18 protein-coding genes are annotated in these 18,709 nt (G+C 45.5%); all 18 read left to right on the top strand.

Features of this window, described 5'->3' with window-relative positions:
• Positions 1–114: 114 nt before the first annotated feature.
• The 18 genes from yfmF (at position 115) to miaB (ending at position 18,405) form a co-directional block, all read left to right on the top strand.
• Positions 115–1,398 carry an EF-P 5-aminopentanol modification-associated protein YfmF gene (gene yfmF, locus ACR8BL_RS05250; RefSeq protein ID WP_434751637.1) on the top strand — a complete coding sequence of 428 codons (1,284 nt, stop codon included), beginning with the start codon at positions 115–117 and terminating at the stop codon, positions 1,396–1,398.
• Between the two features lie 2 nt (positions 1,399–1,400).
• The gene (gene yfmH / locus ACR8BL_RS05245; protein ID WP_434751636.1) at positions 1,401–2,681 is read left to right on the top strand and encodes an EF-P 5-aminopentanol modification-associated protein YfmH; all 1,281 of its coding nucleotides are present in this window, start codon (positions 1,401–1,403) and stop codon (positions 2,679–2,681) included.
• An 88-nt stretch (positions 2,682–2,769) separates the two neighbouring features.
• Positions 2,770–3,501: an elongation factor P 5-aminopentanone reductase gene (ymfI, locus tag ACR8BL_RS05240; RefSeq protein WP_434753022.1), complete on the top strand. Its 732-nt coding sequence runs from the start codon at positions 2,770–2,772 to the stop codon at positions 3,499–3,501.
• 166 nt (positions 3,502–3,667) lie between these two features.
• Positions 3,668–3,931: a DUF3243 domain-containing protein gene (locus ACR8BL_RS05235; protein WP_434751635.1), complete on the top strand. Its 264-nt coding sequence runs from the start codon at positions 3,668–3,670 to the stop codon at positions 3,929–3,931.
• 197 nt (positions 3,932–4,128) lie between these two features.
• Positions 4,129–4,896, top strand: coding sequence for a DUF3388 domain-containing protein (locus ACR8BL_RS05230; protein ID WP_123064538.1), 768 nt, complete (start codon positions 4,129–4,131; stop codon positions 4,894–4,896).
• 66 nt (positions 4,897–4,962) lie between these two features.
• Positions 4,963–6,057 carry a RodZ domain-containing protein gene (locus tag ACR8BL_RS05225; protein WP_434758327.1) on the top strand — a complete coding sequence of 365 codons (1,095 nt, stop codon included), beginning with the start codon at positions 4,963–4,965 and terminating at the stop codon, positions 6,055–6,057.
• 73 nt (positions 6,058–6,130) lie between these two features.
• Positions 6,131–6,295 carry a hypothetical protein gene (locus ACR8BL_RS05220; protein ID WP_434751633.1) on the top strand — a complete coding sequence of 55 codons (165 nt, stop codon included), beginning with the start codon at positions 6,131–6,133 and terminating at the stop codon, positions 6,293–6,295.
• Positions 6,296–6,444: 149 nt separating this feature from the next.
• Positions 6,445–6,936: a YajQ family cyclic di-GMP-binding protein gene (locus ACR8BL_RS05215; RefSeq protein WP_434751632.1), complete on the top strand. Its 492-nt coding sequence runs from the start codon at positions 6,445–6,447 to the stop codon at positions 6,934–6,936.
• A 317-nt stretch (positions 6,937–7,253) separates the two neighbouring features.
• Positions 7,254–7,841 carry a CDP-diacylglycerol--glycerol-3-phosphate 3-phosphatidyltransferase gene (pgsA, locus tag ACR8BL_RS05210; protein ID WP_434751631.1) on the top strand — a complete coding sequence of 196 codons (588 nt, stop codon included), beginning with the start codon at positions 7,254–7,256 and terminating at the stop codon, positions 7,839–7,841.
• Positions 7,842–7,950: 109 nt separating this feature from the next.
• Positions 7,951–9,207, top strand: a complete 1,257-nt coding sequence (locus ACR8BL_RS05205) for a competence/damage-inducible protein A (protein WP_434751630.1) — start codon at positions 7,951–7,953, stop codon at positions 9,205–9,207.
• A 239-nt stretch (positions 9,208–9,446) separates the two neighbouring features.
• Complete coding sequence (gene recA / locus ACR8BL_RS05200) at positions 9,447–10,511, top strand: recombinase RecA (protein WP_434753021.1); 1,065 nt, start codon at positions 9,447–9,449, stop codon at positions 10,509–10,511.
• A 244-nt stretch (positions 10,512–10,755) separates the two neighbouring features.
• Positions 10,756–11,520: a regulatory protein RecX gene (locus ACR8BL_RS05195; RefSeq protein WP_434753020.1), complete on the top strand. Its 765-nt coding sequence runs from the start codon at positions 10,756–10,758 to the stop codon at positions 11,518–11,520.
• Between the two features lie 311 nt (positions 11,521–11,831).
• On the top strand, positions 11,832–13,376 hold the full coding sequence (rny, locus tag ACR8BL_RS05190; RefSeq protein ID WP_434751629.1) for a ribonuclease Y: 1,545 nt from the start codon (positions 11,832–11,834) through the stop codon (positions 13,374–13,376).
• Positions 13,377–13,455: 79 nt separating this feature from the next.
• On the top strand, positions 13,456–14,250 hold the full coding sequence (locus tag ACR8BL_RS05185; protein WP_434751628.1) for a TIGR00282 family metallophosphoesterase: 795 nt from the start codon (positions 13,456–13,458) through the stop codon (positions 14,248–14,250).
• A 118-nt stretch (positions 14,251–14,368) separates the two neighbouring features.
• A complete protein-coding gene (locus tag ACR8BL_RS05180) occupies positions 14,369–14,629 on the top strand; it encodes a stage V sporulation protein S (RefSeq protein WP_007430104.1) in 261 nt (86 codons plus the stop codon).
• Positions 14,630–14,748: 119 nt separating this feature from the next.
• Entirely contained in the window at positions 14,749–15,750 is a 1,002-nt protein-coding gene (locus ACR8BL_RS05175) for a dipeptidase (protein WP_434751627.1), read from the top strand.
• Positions 15,751–15,966: 216 nt separating this feature from the next.
• Positions 15,967–16,539 carry a phosphate propanoyltransferase gene (pduL, locus tag ACR8BL_RS05170; RefSeq protein WP_090923805.1) on the top strand — a complete coding sequence of 191 codons (573 nt, stop codon included), beginning with the start codon at positions 15,967–15,969 and terminating at the stop codon, positions 16,537–16,539.
• Positions 16,540–16,848: 309 nt separating this feature from the next.
• Positions 16,849–18,405: a tRNA (N6-isopentenyl adenosine(37)-C2)-methylthiotransferase MiaB gene (gene miaB / locus ACR8BL_RS05165; protein ID WP_434751626.1), complete on the top strand. Its 1,557-nt coding sequence runs from the start codon at positions 16,849–16,851 to the stop codon at positions 18,403–18,405.
• The last annotated feature ends 304 nt before the right edge of the window (positions 18,406–18,709 follow it).

Genomic DNA, 18,709 nt, shown 5'->3' with positions numbered 1-18,709 from the left:
CCAGAAGGCATGACTTCGGTTGCTTCTTGGCTTTTGGATGGTTTAAAATGGTTGTTACGTTTAAGGTTGATCATGACTGGTTATCTAAATGAGGCCGCAAAGGGGTTTTGACATTTGAATACCGCAGAATTTGAACGGGGCAGCCGGAAACAGCTACGTATCCATGTGCTTCCAACCAAACGTTTCAAAACGTTCGCGATTTCCCTGTATGCCGGCGTTCCTTTACGCGAGAACACGGTTACACATGTTGGGCTAACACCGTTTGTTCTAAGACGAGGGACGGAATCCTATCCGGAAACAACGCAGTTTCGAGAGCAGTTGGAGCATCTGTACGGAGCAGGATTTGGTTTTGACGTCTATAAACGCGGTGATTATCAGATTGTGCAGTTCCGTATGGACACGATTAATGATTCTTTTGTTGGAGATGGGGAGCAGCAACTACTGGATCGTTCGTTTGCATTTCTTGGCGAAGTGTTAACGAAGCCTGCACGAGAAAATGGACACTTCAAAACATCGTACGTGCATGCAGAACGTGAGACGGTCCGTAAAAAGCTGGAGTCTATCGTGAACGACAAAATGCGTTATGCGGCTGAGCGTTGTATCGAAGAAATGTGCAAGCATGAGCCGTACAGGCTCCACCCGCTAGGTGAACGCAAAGCATTGGCAAGTATAGAACCTCCAGAACTGACATCTGCTTATGAGAATTGGCTAAATGACGCGAGCATGGATCTGTATGTGGTGGGGGATACGTCACTTGAAGAGGTAGAGGGATTGGTGCAGCGTCATTTTAATCTGGAACGTACGATTTCCTCTGATTATCAGGCTCAGACAGCAGTTCGCGGGGATGAGGAAGCAAATACAGTCATCGAGCGTCTGAACATTGGTCAGGGCAAGCTGAATATGGGTCTTCGTACTTCCATAACGTATGCAGACGATAAATACGCGGCAGCGCTGATGTATAACGGCATTCTTGGCGGTTACCCGCATTCGAAGCTGTTTGTCAACGTTCGTGAAAAAGAAAGCCTAGCCTATTATGCTTCTTCCAGATATGACGGGCACAAAGGTATTGCCACCATTCAATCCGGGATTGAAATCCCTAATTATGAAAAAGCGGTGAGCATTATCAAGCAGCAGCTTGATGAGATGAAGCATGGTAATATTACAGATCTGGAGATGTCTCAGACTAAAGCGATGATTCGTAATTTGCTGAAGGAAATGCAGGATTCTGCCTTTGAGATGATTGCCTATGATTTTAATCGTCAGTTGTCTGGTAAGGAGAGAACACCTGAAGAGTTGCTTGCGCAAATAGAGCAGATTAGCAAGCAAGATGTTCGTGAAGCCGCAGAGCAGTTCCGTCTGGATACGATTTATTTCTTGCGGGACGAGAAGGGGGAATAGTCGTGGAGAGCATTCGGTATGAACATCTGCAGGAAACATTATATTACGAAGTAATGGACAACGGGCTGCATGTTTATGTTTTGCCCAAACCAGGTTTTCAGAAAACCTATGCTACGTTTGCGACCAAATATGGGTCAGTCGATAATCACTTTCAAGTGAAAGGACAGCCCGAAGTGAAGGTGCCTGACGGTATTGCTCATTTTCTGGAGCATAAAATGTTTGAGGAGCCTACAGGTGATATTTTTGCAACTTTTGCTTCTCATGGCGCTTCTGCGAACGCATTCACCAGTTTTGATCAGACCGTATATTTGTTCTCGGCGACCGAAAATATTAACGAAAATATACAAACATTAGTTGATTTTGTGCAAAATCCATACTTCACAGACCAGAATGTCAACAAGGAAAAAGGCATCATTGAACAAGAAATTAATATGTATGCCGATAATCCGGATTGGCGGGTCTATTTTGGATTGATTGAAGCGATGTATCAAAAACATCCGGTGCATATAGACATTGCAGGTACAGTCGACTCCATTAATACGATTACAAAAGAAACGTTGTATACCTGTTATAACGCTTTTTATCATCCAAGTAACATGCTTTTGTTTGTTGTGGGCGGCGTTGACCCTGAGCAAGTGATCAGCATGGTTCGATCCAATCAGGCGCAAAAGAATTACGAGCCGCAGGGCCACATTGAACGCTTTTTCGAGCCTGAGCCCAAGCAGGTTGGAGAGGCGAGACGCGAAGTCAAATTATCGGTTTCTCTGCCCAAATGTTTGTTTGGATTTAAAGAGACCGATGTTGGACTAACGGGAGAATCGCTTTTGCGCCGGGATACAGTTACCCAGTTGATGATGGATCTATTATTTGGTTCCAGCACACGTCTATTTCAGACACTCTATGATGAAGATCTGATCTCGGATAGCTTTGGACATGAGTATATCAGTTCACCGGAATATGCCTTCTCCGCGGTTGGAGGGGATACCAAAGACCCTGATCAATTGTTGAAACGAATACGTGAAGAAGTGGATGCTATTGTTCAAAAAGGGTTTGATGCTTCCAATTTTGAACGTGCACGCAAAAAGAAAATCGGTGGTTATTTGCGCATGCTAAATTCACCAGAAAACATTGCGAATGAGTTCACGCGTCAGCAATTCCGCGGAGGTGACTTTTTCAATATGCTTTCGTTGTATGAAGCGGTTACACTGCAAGATGTGAATCAACGATTGAAAGAGCATATTTGCTGGGAACAGCTGGTTGTTTCGCTGGTTGTGAGTCCGTGATTTGGAGAGGAAACAGGGCGGTTTAAAGGTTTTGAAGAAGCAAGAGTGAAGGTTATGGGGGGAACGACAATTGAAAGCGATAGGGGAAATGACCGTTCTGGTTACTGGAGCAAGCGGGGGCATAGGAGCCGCAATTGCAGAGCGTTTTGCCAGTGTAGGTATGAATGTTGTGCTGCACTATATGAAATCACATGAAGCGGCCAATGAAGCGGCAAGACGTTGTATGGAGCAGGGGAGCGGACGCATTATGACGGTTTCGGCCGATCTCCGCAGCAGGGAACAGATTCAGCGTATGCGGGAGAAGCTGGCGTCCCATGAGCTGCTGCCGGATATTCTTGTAAACAATGCGGGCATATCTCATTATGGACTGCTTGCCGATGTGACAGAGGAAATCTGGGATGAAGTGATGGCGATTAATCTGAAAGGTACTTTTCTGTGTACACAGGAGATGATGCCACACATGATCTCTCAGCGATACGGTCGTATTATTAATGTGTCATCTATCTGGGGGCTGTCTGGTGCCTCTTGTGAGGTGCTTTATTCCACAACGAAGGGAGGGGTGAATGCATTCACGAAGGCACTTGCGAAAGAGCTTGCTCCCTCCGGTGTTACGGTGAATGCCGTTGCCCCTGGTGCGGTTCAGACGACGATGTTAGACCACTTGGATCAGAGTGAACTGAAGATGCTGGAAGAGGAAATTCCCGCAGGACGTCTGGCGCAGCCGGACGAGATTTCGTCACTGGTTTATTTTCTCGCGCTGCCCGAGTCGGGTTACATCAATGGACAGATTATTAGCCCCAATGGAGGCTGGCTGACATAGTGCTGCGTAGCGATTTTCAAGCCTATAAGTGCAATAGGTGAACCCGTTGTTCATTCTTGAACCATGAAGTTTTATTTATTTCGAAAGCTCGTATATAAAATGTTCCGGAAGCACATATTACAACTGTTGATTTTAAATCTCATGCGTCAGCCAAGGAGGATTTATCATGTCAACAGACAAAACAGTGGTTTCTAACTTCGACACATGGAAGAAGTTCCTGGGTGATCGCGTAATGCAAGCTGAGAGGATGGGGATGAGTGAGGAAACCATCAACAAACTGGCGTACGAAATCGGTGACTTTCTTGATGAGAAGGTTGATCCAGCGAATCATTCCAACCGTGCATTGAAGGAACTATGGGATGTCGGCGATGCGGATGAGCGTCGTACGATTGCGTGCCTGATGGTCAAATTGGCCAAACAAAACGCATAAGGCAAGAGATGAAGAGCTCCCGTAAGGGGGCTTTTCTCTAATGATTACAAACGGATTACAGAGCTGTTCTTGTAATTCATTTTCATTTTATATATCATTAACGTGACCCATTTTTAGAAGATGACCTGGAATTACGTCTAGTGGACGCGTTCTGATGTTGTCGAATAATGTGGAATAATGCATTACGGGGTGTATATATGGAAACTAAACAATGGTATATGGAATATAAAATACATAAGAACAGACCTGGTCTTCTGGGGGATATCGCCTCGATGCTGGGTATGCTTGAAGTCAATATACTAACGATCAACGGAGTGGAAGGCAAAACACGGGGGATGCTGCTCGAATCAGATGATGACGAGAAAATTCGTCTGCTTGGAGAGATGCTTGGTAAAGTAAACAGCATTACCGTATCCGCACTGCGTCAACCTAAATTGGTGGATATTCTGGCCGTACGTCACGGCAGATATATCGACCGGGATTCAGATGATCGCAAAACATTTCGTTTTACTCGCGATGAACTTGGGTTACTCGTGGACTTTTTGGGTGAAGTATTTAAAAGAGAAGGCAATCAGGTTATCGGCTTGCGTGGAATGCCCCGGGTTGGCAAAACAGAGTCAATCATCGCGGGCAGTGTATGTGCCATGAAACGCTGGACTTTTGTATCCTCTACACTTCTTCGTCAAACGATTCGGAGCCAGATGTCCGAGGATGAGTTGAATCCGAATAATGTATTTATCATTGATGGCATTGTCAGTACGATACGCTCCAGTGAAAGGCATTACAATCTACTCCAGGATATTATGTCAATGCCTAGCACCAAAGTCATTGAACACCCGGATATTTTTGTACAAGAATCCGAATATGATTATAATAATTTTGATATTATTATTGAATTGCGTAATAATCCTAACGAAGAAATTATTTATGATACGTTTACGGCAAGCTATACCGACGAACTGTAAAGCTCCGTACGGAATCATGGAATAGATCAGCAACAACTGAAGAGATAAACATAAGGAGATGATGGCATGTCTGAACTGGGTCAGCAGTTAAGAGAGGCCCGGCTGCAAAAAGGGATGAGTCTTGACGATGTACAGGAAATGACCAAAATTCGCAAGAGGTATCTGGAGGCCATAGAAGCAGGGGACTATAAAGTACTACCGGGTAGTTTCTATGTGCGTGCATTTATAAAAACCTATGCGGAAACAGTGGGACTGAATCCCGATGAGCTGCTGGAAGGCCATAAAAAAGACGTACCTGCAGAGACTGCGGAAGCGACGATGGAGCCTGTGATTCAGAAGCGCTCCAACCGACCCGCAGAGCGGAGCAATCGATGGATGTCAATCGCACTGATGTGGACATTCCCTATTCTGATTTTTGTTCTTTTGTATGTGTATATGGCATACAACAAAGGTGATGACACCAATCCACAAGGTCTAGATGATACAAAAATTACGGACAGTCAAAAGCCTGCTAATGACAAACCTGATCCATCGTCCGATAACGGCCAAGCGGTGACTCCGCCTACAACCGATTCGGGCTCGGAGAACAACGGTAAAGGTGAAGCTGGCGGCAACGGTGGCGGTAATGAAGCGAACGGACAGACTGATGGACAAAATAGTGGTCAGACTGACGGCCAAAATAATGGTCAAACTGATGGACAGACGGATGGTCAGACAGGTGAGAATCAAGAGGGGAACACACCAAGCACACCTGGCTCAGTCACTGTTTCTGAAGATGGAAAATCGGGCAATATTACAAACTTCAAAGTTAGCGGAAGCGCAGGTCAGCCTGTAACCGTGACGATCAAGGCGACTGGGAATAGCTGGCTCGAAGTATATAAAGGCGAGAATTCCAGTGGTGAGAAACTGAAGTATGGCAATACAGCGGACGGTGACTCGTTTACATTCACTTTGGATAGTACAGGCATGTACATTAAGTCTGGTTATGCGGCAGCAACGACAATCGATGTTGGGGGTCAAGTTGTAACGGACGGCAAGGCGACCAACCGGATTCGTCTTAAATTGGATACCGACAGTGCAGCTTCATCTGCGGGAACTGAAGGCGTAACGGGGACAACTACCAGTGATTCCTCGGAAGGCGGAAGCTCCAGCAACGAATAACCTGGCTAATTGCAGGAGACAATAATTTTGTCTTCAATTGCAGTTAACTTATGGTGAAGTGAGGTGGACGGGCATGACAGTCAGCTGGATCGTAACTGGTTTAGGGATCATTGTCAGCCTCCTGGGGTATTACCTGACGCCAAATGCCTGGGGTTACGGAATATTGGGTTTTGGACTTGCGCACATCGTTTTGGGTGTGCTCGACATGTTCAGACAGCCTGACCGTAGCCGGTATTAGAGGCAGCTAATCAGCAAGCATTTTTGGTGACCGAATGGTGCGCCAAAAATGCTTTTTTCTATGATTAAACATAGTTAAAATTAGACTTTTGCTTGAAGTTTACTCTATAATGTTACAGAATATATGATTAGCTGAAAGGGTGACTCGCTTTGAGTTCAGAGAATTCATTTGATATTGTGTCCAAAATGGACTTGCAGGAACTGACAAATGCCGTTACACAAACGGAGAAGGAAATTGGCGCTCGTTATGATTTCAAAGGCAGCAAGAGCAGCTTGAAACTTGACAAGGATGCTTTAACGATTGTGTCTGATGATGAGACTAAATTAAAGGCGGTTATCGAAGTCCTGCAATCCAAGATGGCGAAGCGCGGTCTGCCGCTGAAAAACATTGAGTATGCGAAGGTGGAGCCTGCTTCTTCGGGTACGGTTCGTCAGCGCTTGAATTTTAAACAGGGCATTGATCAGGATGTTGCCAAAAAAATCAATATCCTCATCCGTGATTCAAAAATGAAGGTAAAGAGTCAAATTCAGGGAGACCAGCTTCGGGTGACAGGGAAAAGCAAAAATGATCTGCAAGCCGTTATGCAAATGCTTAATGGAGCTAACTTGCCGCTGGATCTGCAATATACCAACTTCAAATAAGAATTGTTGTGTAACAATGTCTTTTTGACACTGTATTGGTGCGTATATTATACTGAATGTGCATTGCAGGCAGTCATGCATCAAGTCCAGTCTTCATCGTTTGCTGACTTTGTGAAAATCAATACACTTCTGGAAGTCACCGGAGCGTTTAAAAGCGGTTTTGCGTTTGAGCGGTAGACTTTATTTTTTGCGTTTCTACATAGGGTTTCATGTGAATATAAGTCGACGTTTCAAACGTTCATTTCTTGCTTCAGATGATGAATACGGGATTAAGATGAATGTTTGAAGTAATGGAGGATATAAAGGGAGGGCGTCTTGTGAATTTACCCAACCGGATTACGCTTGCACGAATTTGCTTAATCCCTTTTTTGATGGTGTTTCTGCTTGTGGATTTTCCGTTTTATCCAGAGCCGTTGCATCTTGGGAGCTTTACGCTTCCGTATAATCAGTTAATTGCTGCTTTTATTTTTATCGTTGCTGCAAGCACGGATGGAATAGACGGCTATCTTGCAAGAAAAAACAATATGGTCACCAATTTGGGCAAACTGCTGGACCCTCTGGCAGACAAACTGCTGGTTACCGCTGTTCTGATTTCACTGGTCCAAATGGGCAAGCTTGATTCATGGATTGCAGTCGTTATTATTAGCCGTGAATTTGCCGTGACCGGTCTGCGTCAGATTGCCTTGCTGGATGGTTCGGTTGTTGCTGCAAGTGCGTGGGGCAAACTGAAGACAGTGGTTCAGATCATAGCGATTGTTTTGATGCTGCTGAACAATTTTCCGTTCTCATATACGGGCATTCATGTCGATGAAATTGCGGTATGGATTGCAGCCGTTATCACGATCTGGTCGGGAATTGACTACTTTATCAAAAACAAAAACTTGCTTCATTTATCAGAAGCGTAATGATTTATGCTGAAACGGGTAATGATGAAAGACTCATCGGGTCAAAGGGCAATAGGAACTTATCCTATTGCCCTTTGACTACTCAACATGTGCACAGGAGGAAGCTGAAATGAAGGCAGAGATTATCGCAGTTGGGACAGAACTGCTACTGGGGCAGATCGTAAATACGAATGCCAGATACCTTTCCAGGGAACTTGCTGCAATGGGGATCGACGTATATTTTCAGACGGTAGTTGGGGATAATCTGAATCGGCTTAGTGAAGCAATACGTATCGCACAGGGACGTGCAGACATTATTTTATTTTCAGGTGGCATCGGCCCGACCCAGGATGATCTGACCAAAGATGCGCTTGCTGCTGTATTGAACCGGGAGCTTCATATCGACCGTATGGCCATGGATAAAATTGAAGGATTTTTCCGGGATCGAAATGTGGAAATGACCGAAAACAATCGGCGCCAAGCCATTGTTCTTGAGGGTGGAACCCCCCTGGCCAATGAAACCGGTCTTGCTGCAGGCAACGCGATTGCGGATAACGAAAAATATTATGTTGTTATGCCTGGCCCGCCTAAGGAACTGATTCCAATGTTTGAGCAGGAAGTAAAGCCATGGTTACTCCAGCATGCTCTTACTGAAGAAATGCCGATTTATTCGCGGATGCTGAAATTCGCAGGCATTGGTGAATCGGCGCTGGAAGATCGATTGCTTGACCTCATTGACGGGCAGACAGACCCAACTATTGCTCCGTACGCGAGTGAGGGAGAAGTAACCGTGCGTGTGTCAACCAAGGCTCGAAGCGAAGGGGACGCCAAGCTGAAACTGGATGCGATGGAGGTGCAGATCCGGGAACGCCTGTCTGAACATCTCTACGCTAACGAGGATGTGCCTATAGAGTACACGATTGTTACAATGATGTCTGATATGGGATTGACTCTGAGTGCCGCTGAAAGCTGTACAGGAGGTCTTGTGATGCAGAGCCTCACTTCGGTGCCTGGAAGTGCATCGATGTTAAAGGGCGGCATTGTATGTTACTCCAATGAGATCAAAGAAAAACTGCTGAATGTGCCACACAGCTATCTGGAGGGTGAAGATGCACCAGGCGCAGTTAGTCCAGAGGTGGCAAAAGTGCTTGCGGAGCAGATCCGTATGATCGGGGATGCTGATTTCGGATTGGCTATAACCGGAGTAGCCGGCCCAGGTTATTCAGAACGTAAACCACCAGGCCTCGTTTTTATTGCTTTGGCTGAGCGTGGTAAGGAAACTGAAATTCATGAACTTCGGATTAATGGTAACCGGGAGACGGTTCGCATTCGCTCGGCAAAAGCGATTCTGTATCGATTATGGCAAAAATTAGTTGCCATTGATTGATTATCGGACAACAGATTGCATTTGCTGCATTGACCCAGTATAATAATCGAAGACGGAAGAACCGTAAATTTGGCTTAACAGCCTTGTTTACGGTTCTTTTTCTATTTTTTTATCGATTTTCATGAGGAAGAGGCGCCTCGGCCTAAACAAAAAAAACGAATGTATGTTCGAAAAAAAGCTTGGCAAACGAGTAAAAACAAGGTATCATTATATTATAAACAGTAAAGGGTGTGAGTTTATTGTCAGACCGTCGTGCTGCGCTTGATATGGCGCTCCGTCAAATAGAGAAGCAATTTGGTAAAGGTTCCATCATGAAATTGGGTGAGTCAACTCACATGAATGTGGAAATAATTCCCAGCGGATCTTTGGCTTTGGATATTGCATTAGGAACAGGCGGCTTGCCAAAAGGCCGTATTGTTGAAATATATGGACCTGAATCTTCAGGTAAAACAACTGTCGCATTGCATGCAATTGCTGAAGTACAACGTGTGGGTGGACAAGCTGCATTTATCGATGCAGAGCATGCACTCGACCCAAGCTATGCAAGCAAATTGGGTGTTAACATTGATGAATTGCTTTTGTCTCAACCGGATACAGGTGAGCAAGGCTTGGAAATTGCAGAAGCTCTTGTACGCAGTGGGGCTGTAGACATCGTTGTTATTGACTCTGTAGCTGCATTGGTACCAAAAGCAGAGATTGAAGGGGAGATGGGTGATTCCCACGTAGGTTTGCAGGCACGTCTGATGTCTCAAGCATTGCGTAAATTGTCTGGTGCAATCAGCAAATCCAAAACAATTGCCATCTTTATCAATCAGCTTCGTGAGAAAGTCGGCGTAATGTTTGGTAACCCGGAAACTACACCAGGTGGTCGTGCATTGAAGTTCTATTCTACGGTTCGTCTCGATGTACGTCGGATTGAGAGTATTAAGTCAGGCAATGACATTACTGGTAACCGTACCCGTATTAAAGTGGTGAAAAACAAAGTAGCTCCGCCGTTCAAACAAGCAGAAGTCGATATCATGTACGGTGAAGGTATTTCCAGAGAAGGAAGTATCATTGATATTGGTACGGAACTGGATATCGTGAACAAAAGTGGTGCTTGGTATTCATATGAAGGTGAGCGTTTAGGTCAAGGTCGTGAGAACGCGAAGCAGTTTATGAAAGAACATAAAGAGATTGCGAATACGATTGAGCAGAGAATACGTGAGGCCAGCAATCTAACAACTGCTGTTCCGGCACCAACTAGTGAAGAGCAAGATAAAGAAGCGGCTGAAGAACAGGAATTATTCGAAATTAATGAGTAATTTTTCTTAACGGGATCAGGTTCCGGTCTTCTAATATGTCCTGAACTTGTATTGAACGAGTGCTAATGCTTACCTAGCTAAATAGGATTGGTTTCTCGCGATGCTAACAGCCTCTGTCCATTCCGGACAGAGGCTGTTAGCATCTATGCCGTATACGAGGTGAGCTAGATCAAGATCGTAAGGGTAAATAGAAGGGAAGTCTATTTTGAACGAATATACAAGCGATGGGAGCGTGAAGATCGAAGTGAAGTATCACCAAAATCAGCATGAATATGATGCAGATGACGAAAAACTGCATGAAGAAGCAGAATTAACCGGCATCTCCCAATTTCCAGACGATGAAGAACTTATCATTACTCTGGTAGAGCGAACAAAGAGCCGTGAAGCGCGTTACCGTATTTCATTTGGTAACTATTCCATTACGGTTCTGGAAGATGTGATGATCAAGTACAGAATGACACGTGGCAATGCCTTTATGAAAAAAGATCTGGAGGAGATTGTCGTTGCGGATGAGCGTCAGCGAACGTATGTACAGTCACTTCGTTTTCTGGAATTTAAGCAGCGGTCACGTCATGAATTGAGGCAAAAGCTAAAACAAAAGGAGTTCGCGACATCTCTCATTGAAGAAGTTCTGGATCGGCTTGAGCAAGAGAAACTTGTCGATGATGAATTGTTTGCTAAGGAATGGACTAGACAGCGTATGGAGGGCCAGCGGAAGGGAAAACTGTGGATACGGCAAGAATTGCGTCAAAAAGGCATTGCTAATGAACTCATTGCTGAGGTAATGGATAATGTGAGTGCAGATGCAGAGTTGGATATGGCCTTAACAGCTGGACGTAAAAAGTGGAAACAGGTCCGAGGAGACGTGCAGGAGAAGAAACGTAAAACGTTCCCTTTCTTGATGCGGCGCGGTTTTAGCATGGATTTGGTGCGTCGTGTTGTACATCGTTTAATTGAAGAAGATGGTGCGGAAGATGCAGAAGATGACGAAGCGTTGTTATGGGACTAGATAAGATGACTAACAATACTGCATTCTCTTGACAATTTCTTTCGTCAAATACTAAAATGGACATGAGTCTGTAAGAAAAGGACAACCCTTTTTCCTTCCAAAAAAGCGGTTTCGGTTTCTACAGATTTATACCATTCTTAATTATGGGTTCACTGGAGACGGTGAATAGTACATGTATTCATGTACATGTGAAATGAAAATCGGCGGGGGATCGCCGTGAGTATTCGTTATTCCCAAACATATGTAAGGTATGAAAACAGAAAAGTTGACCCAAGGAGTGCCTTGGAGGAACCAACGAGGAGGTGAACAGTATGGGCGAAATCGCTATCACGATCGTTCTCGTTGTGGCCGCGCTCGTTATTGGGTTCGGAGTCGGATATTTTATTCGCAAATCTCTTGCAGAGGCTAAAATCTCTAGTGCGGAACAAGCTGCCGTACAAATCGTGGAGAACGCGAAGAAAGAGGCAGAGGCACTGAAGAAAGAAACGGTGCTGGAAGCGAAAGATGAGATCCATCGCATTCGCGCCGAAGCTGAAAAAGACACTCGTGAACGTCGGAACGAAATTCAACGACAAGAGAGACGATTGTTGCAAAAAGAAGAGTCGCTGGATAAAAAATTGGAATCACTCGAACGTAAAGAAGAGCAAGTGGCAAACAAAGAGAAACGGATTGACGAAACACAGCAGCAGATCGAAATGATCTACAAAAACCAGGTGACGGAGCTTGAACGTATCTCCAATCTCACAATGGAAGATGCACGTAGTATCATACTGTCCAACGTAGAACAGGAAGTCCGTCATGAGACGGCTCAAATGATCAAGGACATTGAACAGCAAGCGAAGGAAGAAGCGGACAAAAAGTCCCGCGAGATTATTACACTCGCCATCCAGCGCTGTGCGGCTGACCATGTAGCAGAGACAACGGTATCTGTTGTAACGCTGCCTAATGAAGAAATGAAAGGCCGGATTATCGGTCGTGAAGGACGTAACATCCGTGCGCTTGAAACCCTTACGGGGATTGACCTCATTATCGATGATACGCCAGAAGCTGTTATTCTGTCGGGCTTTGACCCGATTCGCCGTGAAATTGCCCGCACTGCACTGGAGAAACTGGTAGCTGACGGACGAATTCACCCGGCTCGTATTGAAGAGATGGTGGAGAAATCCCGTAAAGAAGTAGATGAGCGCATCCGTGAATACGGTGAACAAGCTACCTTTGAAGTGGGCGTGCATGGTCTGCACCCGGATCTCATCAAGATTCTGGGCCGCCTGAAGTTCCGTACAAGTTATGGTCAGAACGTCCTGAAACATTCGATGGAAGTCGCTTATTTGGCAGGACTGATGGCTGGAGAACTTGGAGAAGACGTAACTTTGGCGAGACGTGCAGGTTTATTGCATGACATCGGTAAAGCGCTGGATCACGAAGTGGAAGGATCACACGTCGAAATTGGCGTGGAGCTGGCGAAGAAATACAAGGAACACCCAGTGGTTATCAACAGTATCGCTTCCCACCACGGGGACTGCGAAGCAACTTCAGTTATTGCGATGCTGGTTGGTGCAGCTGATGCGCTGTCCGCAGCACGTCCAGGTGCACGCCGCGAAACGCTGGAGACGTATATCAAGCGACTGGAGAAGCTGGAAGAAATCTCGGAATCTTTCGAAGGCGTCGAGAAATCATACGCCATTCAGGCTGGACGCGAAGTTCGTGTCATGGTACAGCCTGAGAAGATTGATGACGCTGAAGCCTTCCGCCTCGCGCGTGACATCACGAAGATGATCGAGAATGAACTCGATTATCCAGGTCATATCAAAGTCACCGTCATCCGGGAGACCCGGGCGGTTGAATACGCAAAATAGAGTCTTTAGGAAAAGTGGCCGCTTACTGGGCCACTTTTCCTGTTGATAAGCAATGTAGGAATTGAGGAGGCAGCAATCAATGAAAGTTTTATTTATAGGTGATATTGTAGGCAACGTGGGACGTAAAGCACTTAAAGAAAATTTGCCATACCTGAAATCGAAGTATAAACCACATGTCATTATTGTAAATGGTGAAAATGCTGCAGCAGGACGAGGCATCACGGGTGCGATCGCTAATGAATTTTTTAACTGGGGCGTCCAGGGTATTACGCTGGGCAACCATACTTGGGACAATAAGGATATTTTTGATTTTATAGATGATGAACCACGTATGATTAGACCGGCCAATTTTCCGCCAGGCACACCTGGGCGTGGTTATACCGTGGTTAAAGGCGAAGGCAAGGAACTTGCCATCGTAAATCTGCAAGGCAGAACATTTTTGCCTGCCATTGATTGTCCTTTTCGTGCAGCCGATGAAATTGTGGATGAGCTTCGCAAGGACTATAAATGTATTCTGGTGGATATGCATGCGGAAGCGACGTCCGAGAAAATTGCCATGGGTTGGCATTTGGATGGGCGTGCATCATTCGTTGTAGGTACTCATACGCATGTGCAAAGCAACGATGAACGTATTCTGCCAGGAGGTACGGCCTATTTGACCGATGCGGGCATGGTTGGCCCACGTGACGGTATCCTGGGTATGGAGCGTGAAGCGGTGCTTCGCAAATTTTATACCCAGCTTCCGGTTCGTTTTGTCGTAGACGAGGGCAAATGGCATTTCCATGGCGTGATCGTGGACATTGACGAAGCAACTGGAGCAGCTACGCGCATTGAAAAAATTCGTTTAATGGAAGACGAGTGGCGCATGGAATAGGGGGTTGACCCCATTTTGACGAGAATCCCTGTTAAAAAGAAGGAATTTTTTTGCCTCCCGCGAATAACATCTAGTAAAGTGGAAACAAACTTTCAACATTCCCAGGGAGGTACTTACCATGGATGTATTAAAAGTTTCAGCAAAGTCCAACCCAAACTCTGTAGCCGGCGCTCTTGCAGGAGTTCTTCGTGAACGTGGAAATGCTGAACTGCAGGCAATTGGAGCGGGGGCACTGAACCAAGCCATTAAAGCGGTAGCGATTGCCCGGGGATTTGTAGCACCAAGCGGAGTTGACCTGATTTGTATTCCAGCTTTTACAGACATTGTGATTGACGGTGAGGACCGAACGGCCATTAAGCTGATTGTGGAGCCCAGATAATACATGAATTAAGTTATGCATGAGCCTGTTTACGAATGAAGTAGACAGGTTTTTTTGCGTTATTTTTGAACGGTTTTGAAGAATAGATGGGTTATTTAACTGTAACAGGAGGGTCAGAGATGTTGATAAGAGACTGGTCTGTAGCTGATTTCCATTGTGATGCACTGAGTAAACTTTTGATGAAGCCCGAGCTTTCATTTGAGGATGCTCTCGAACTGGATGTCAATCTGAGACGTATGCATGAAGGTGGAATTGCTCTACAGGCATTCGCGGTCTATCTTCCGGAAGTGTTGGGCCGAGGGAAGTTTGAACATGTGATGGGGCAACTGGAACTGTACCGTAAAAAGGTAGAGCATAGCGCAGAGCGCTCCAGTGGGGTCAAGACACTGCTCTGGCGTGAACAGGCAGTACAGTTACAAAAAAAGACGCAAACCTCTCCGTGGGGGCTCATCACGCTCGAAGGCGTGGACGGGCTGGAAGCAAATCTGTTTTATCTGGAACTGTGTTTTCAGATGGGGGTACGCGTAATTGGTCTCACTTGGAATCATGCAAATTGGGCTGCGGACGGTATTATGGAAAAGCGCGGAGCAGGTTTGACTGAGAAAGGCAAGGAACTGGTGTCTCTCTGCAATCAGATCGGCATGCTGCTGGATGTATCTCATCTGTCCGAAAAAGGGTTCTGGGAACTGGCCGATCGGAGCGAGCGACCTTTTATTGCTTCACATTCCAACAGCTACAGTATTTGTCCACATGTGCGTAACCTGCGTGATGACCAGATTCAGGCCATTGTTGCCAGGGATGGACGTATTGGGTTGACCTTTGTGCCCTGGTTTGTCAAAGAAGAGGATGAAGTACAAATGGAAGATCTGCTGCCACACATTGAGCAAATTTGTTCGCTTGGCGGAGCTCATCATCTGATGATGGGATCTGATTTTGACGGGATCGCAACGAAAGTTCAAGGTCTGGAGCATGCCGGATGTTACCCTAAGCTGACAGAGATTTTGCTCAAACACTACGATGAGGTTTTGGTGCGAGGCTGGTTATGGGGGAATGTGATACGTTATCTCGGGGAACACTTGCCAGAGGGGAAGCTGGGGGTTGCGAGTAAATTCAATTCATGAGTGCAGAAGAAAAGTTAAATAAGGCAGGAAGAAAGATGTAACAAAGATGACTTTGTTAAGATAAGCACCGTGAAATGCACAACAATTAACTAAAATAAGTGTATTTCATGAATTTTCAATAGTTTGTTTTCATTTCACGGTAAAAAGGAGTATAATACCACTTGGATTGTTAAGAGCCTGTCTACAGGCCATAGATAAACAAGGAGTGAATTTACGATGAGTAAAACAGTACCTGTGGGCGTATCAGCCCGTCACATTCATGTATCCCAAGAGCACGTTGACATCTTGTTCGGCAAAGGTTATGAACTGACTGAATTTAAACCTCTGTCCCAGCCCGGACAATATGCTGCGAACGAAACTGTAGCGGTCATTGGTTCCAAAGGACAGTTTGATAAAGTACGTATTCTGGGACCGGTTCGTCCTGAAACACAATTGGAGATCTCTATGACGGATTCTTTTGCCATCGGGGTAAAAGCACCTGTTCGTGAATCTGGAAGCATTGAAGGCACACCAGGCATTACCATTAAAGGTCCAGCTGGCGAAGTAACGATTGATAAAGGAGTCATTGTTGCGGCTCGTCACATTCACTTCCATACGTCCGATGCAGCAAAATGGGGCATTGAAGACAAACAAATGTTGAAAGTCCGTCTGGGTGGAGATCGTGGTCTGGTATTGGAAAATGTATTGGCTCGTGTATCCGATTCTTTTGCTCTGGACATGCACATTGATACAGATGAAGCAAATGCAGCAGGTGCTCGGAATGGAGATACCGCTGAAATCATCGATTAAATCCTAACAGATCTTCCGGCGTAGCATCTGCTATACGGAGGCTGTATGTAAGTATCAAGCACCTGGGTACACTGGCATAGTCAGTCCATTTGGACTGTAAGTCAGCGTGCTCAGGTTTTTTTGTATTTAGAACAGATTTGAGGGGCAGAAGCGATTCGGAAGGGACACGTTTGCTTGTGGAACTATAGCCCAATTCATGTTATAATTTGCTGTAATGCTCTTTTGAAGCATGAGGAATGAAATATATGTATACAGTGATGAAATGAACGCTTTTTTATGAATAGAGGCTGTAAGGAGTGACCGAAGGAAATGGCTAAAGACTCAAAAAAGGATTACTCCCAATATTTTGATTTCTCCGATGCCAAAGTAATTTCGCAAGATGAATTCAGCAAAAAAATTAGAATTCGCGGCCGCGAGATTAATATCAAAGCGGAACCGAATCATCGTCAGGAGAAACAAAGGGGCAAACAAGATATTCAGGTTCTATATGAGACAGCTGTTCCCGATGAACTAAAAGCGATAGGGAAAGGCAAGCATTATATCGTATATACCTACGGATGTCAGATGAACGAGCATGACTCTGAGACCATTAAGGGTCTGCTCGAGAGCATGGGTTATGAAGCAACAGAAGATCGTAAAGTTGCAGATATTATTTTGCTTAACACGTGTGCGATCCGTGAAAATGCGGAAGACAAGGTATTTGGCGAACTGGGTCATCTGAAAACGCTGAAGCTGGAAAATCCGGGTTTATTGCTTGGTGTATGCGGATGTATGTCTCAAGAAGAGGGTGTCGTTAACCGGATCATGCAGAAGCATGGTTTTGTCGACATGATCTTTGGTACTCACAATGTACACCGTCTACCACACCTGATTCAGGAAGCGCTCTTCAGTAAAGAGATGGTTGTTGAGGTATGGTCCAAGGAAGGCGATATCATTGAGAACCTGCCGAAGAAACGTGAAGGCATGCGCGGCTGGGTAAACATTATGTATGGCTGCGACAAGTTCTGTACATATTGCATCGTACCGTTTACCCGAGGTAAGGAACGTAGCCGTCGTCCAGAGGACGTCATTGCGGAAGTAAGGGATCTGGCTAGGCAGGGATTTAAGGAAATTACATTGCTTGGTCAGAATGTGAATGCGTACGGCAAGGACTTTACAGATCTGAAGTATACCTTTGGTGATCTGATGGACGATATTCGAAAAGTAGATATACCGCGTGTGCGTTTTACAACAAGCCATCCACGTGACTTCGATGATCATCTGATTGAGGTACTCGCCAAAGGCGGCAATCTGGTGGAGCACATTCACCTGCCGGTACAATCGGGCAGCACAGAAGTGCTCAAACGTATGAGTCGCAAGTATACGCGGGAACACTATCTGAATCTGGCGGCGAAGATCAAAGCGGCCATTCCAGACGTAGTTTTGACAACTGATTTCATCGTGGGATTCCCTGGTGAAACGGATGAGCAGTTCGAAGATACACTTTCACTCGTTCGTGAAGTCGGTTATGATTTTGCTTATACGTACATTTACTCTCCGCGTGAAGGTACGCCTGCAGCGGTGATGGAAGATAACGTACCGATGGAAGTAAAAAAAGAACGCCTGAAACGTCTGAATGAAACGGTCAACGAGTACAGTCATCGCAGCAATGAGCAGCAACGTGGCAAGATTGTTGAAGTGCTTGTAGAAGGTGAGAGTAAGCGAAATTCAACCGTTCTGGCTGGACGTACACGCAGCAACAAGCTGGTGCATTTTGAAGGGTCTAAGGAACTGATCGGTACGTTTGTACAAGTGGAAATTACCGATCCGATGACGTTTTATATTCGTGGCAACTTGCTTACCGAACCTGTAGCCGCGAATCAGTAATATCCCGATAAACACCTAACAAGATGAGAGTTTCAGGTTCATTATCAGGTTTGGATTTCTGCTCAAGTAGCGGAGGGGACGGAATCGATTCTGAAGAAACGAAGTGTTCGCCTTTATCACTGGATTTTCCCCTTTTCGAAAAGGGATCAAAAAAATCCGGGGATAACAGCGATCGAAAGAACGAGCCGTCCCCGAAGCGGCCACTCGAGCAGAGGTTTCACCAGTTATTGAACCGCATTCTCATCTTATATCATCTCATACGAATGGAGCGATCACAGTGGCGCAGGAAGAAGTGCAGTACAAC

Source organism: Paenibacillus amylolyticus (assembly GCF_051136285.1).
Taxonomy (GTDB): Bacteria; Bacillota; Bacilli; order Paenibacillales; family Paenibacillaceae; genus Paenibacillus; species Paenibacillus amylolyticus_F.
Note: the sequence above shows the minus strand (reverse complement) of the source record. Positions and strands in the feature narration are given on the sequence as shown.

Excerpts from the sequence above, each read along its gene's own strand:
- ymfI (WP_434753022.1), top strand. The coding sequence starts at position 2,770 with ATGACCGTTCTGGTTACTGGAGCAAGCGGGGGCATAGGAGCCGCAATT.
- ACR8BL_RS05235 (WP_434751635.1), top strand. The coding sequence starts at position 3,668 with ATGTCAACAGACAAAACAGTGGTTTCTAACTTCGACACATGGAAGAAG.
- ACR8BL_RS05230 (WP_123064538.1), top strand. The coding sequence starts at position 4,129 with ATGGAAACTAAACAATGGTATATGGAATATAAAATACATAAGAACAGA.
- ACR8BL_RS05225 (WP_434758327.1), top strand. The coding sequence starts at position 4,963 with ATGTCTGAACTGGGTCAGCAGTTAAGAGAGGCCCGGCTGCAAAAAGGG.
- ACR8BL_RS05220 (WP_434751633.1), top strand. The coding sequence starts at position 6,131 with ATGACAGTCAGCTGGATCGTAACTGGTTTAGGGATCATTGTCAGCCTC.
- ACR8BL_RS05205 (WP_434751630.1), top strand. The coding sequence starts at position 7,951 with ATGAAGGCAGAGATTATCGCAGTTGGGACAGAACTGCTACTGGGGCAG.
- rny (WP_434751629.1), top strand. The coding sequence starts at position 11,832 with ATGGGCGAAATCGCTATCACGATCGTTCTCGTTGTGGCCGCGCTCGTT.
- ACR8BL_RS05185 (WP_434751628.1), top strand. The coding sequence starts at position 13,456 with ATGAAAGTTTTATTTATAGGTGATATTGTAGGCAACGTGGGACGTAAA.
- ACR8BL_RS05180 (WP_007430104.1), top strand. The coding sequence starts at position 14,369 with ATGGATGTATTAAAAGTTTCAGCAAAGTCCAACCCAAACTCTGTAGCC.
- ACR8BL_RS05175 (WP_434751627.1), top strand. The coding sequence starts at position 14,749 with ATGTTGATAAGAGACTGGTCTGTAGCTGATTTCCATTGTGATGCACTG.
- pduL (WP_090923805.1), top strand. The coding sequence starts at position 15,967 with ATGAGTAAAACAGTACCTGTGGGCGTATCAGCCCGTCACATTCATGTA.
- miaB (WP_434751626.1), top strand. The coding sequence starts at position 16,849 with ATGGCTAAAGACTCAAAAAAGGATTACTCCCAATATTTTGATTTCTCC.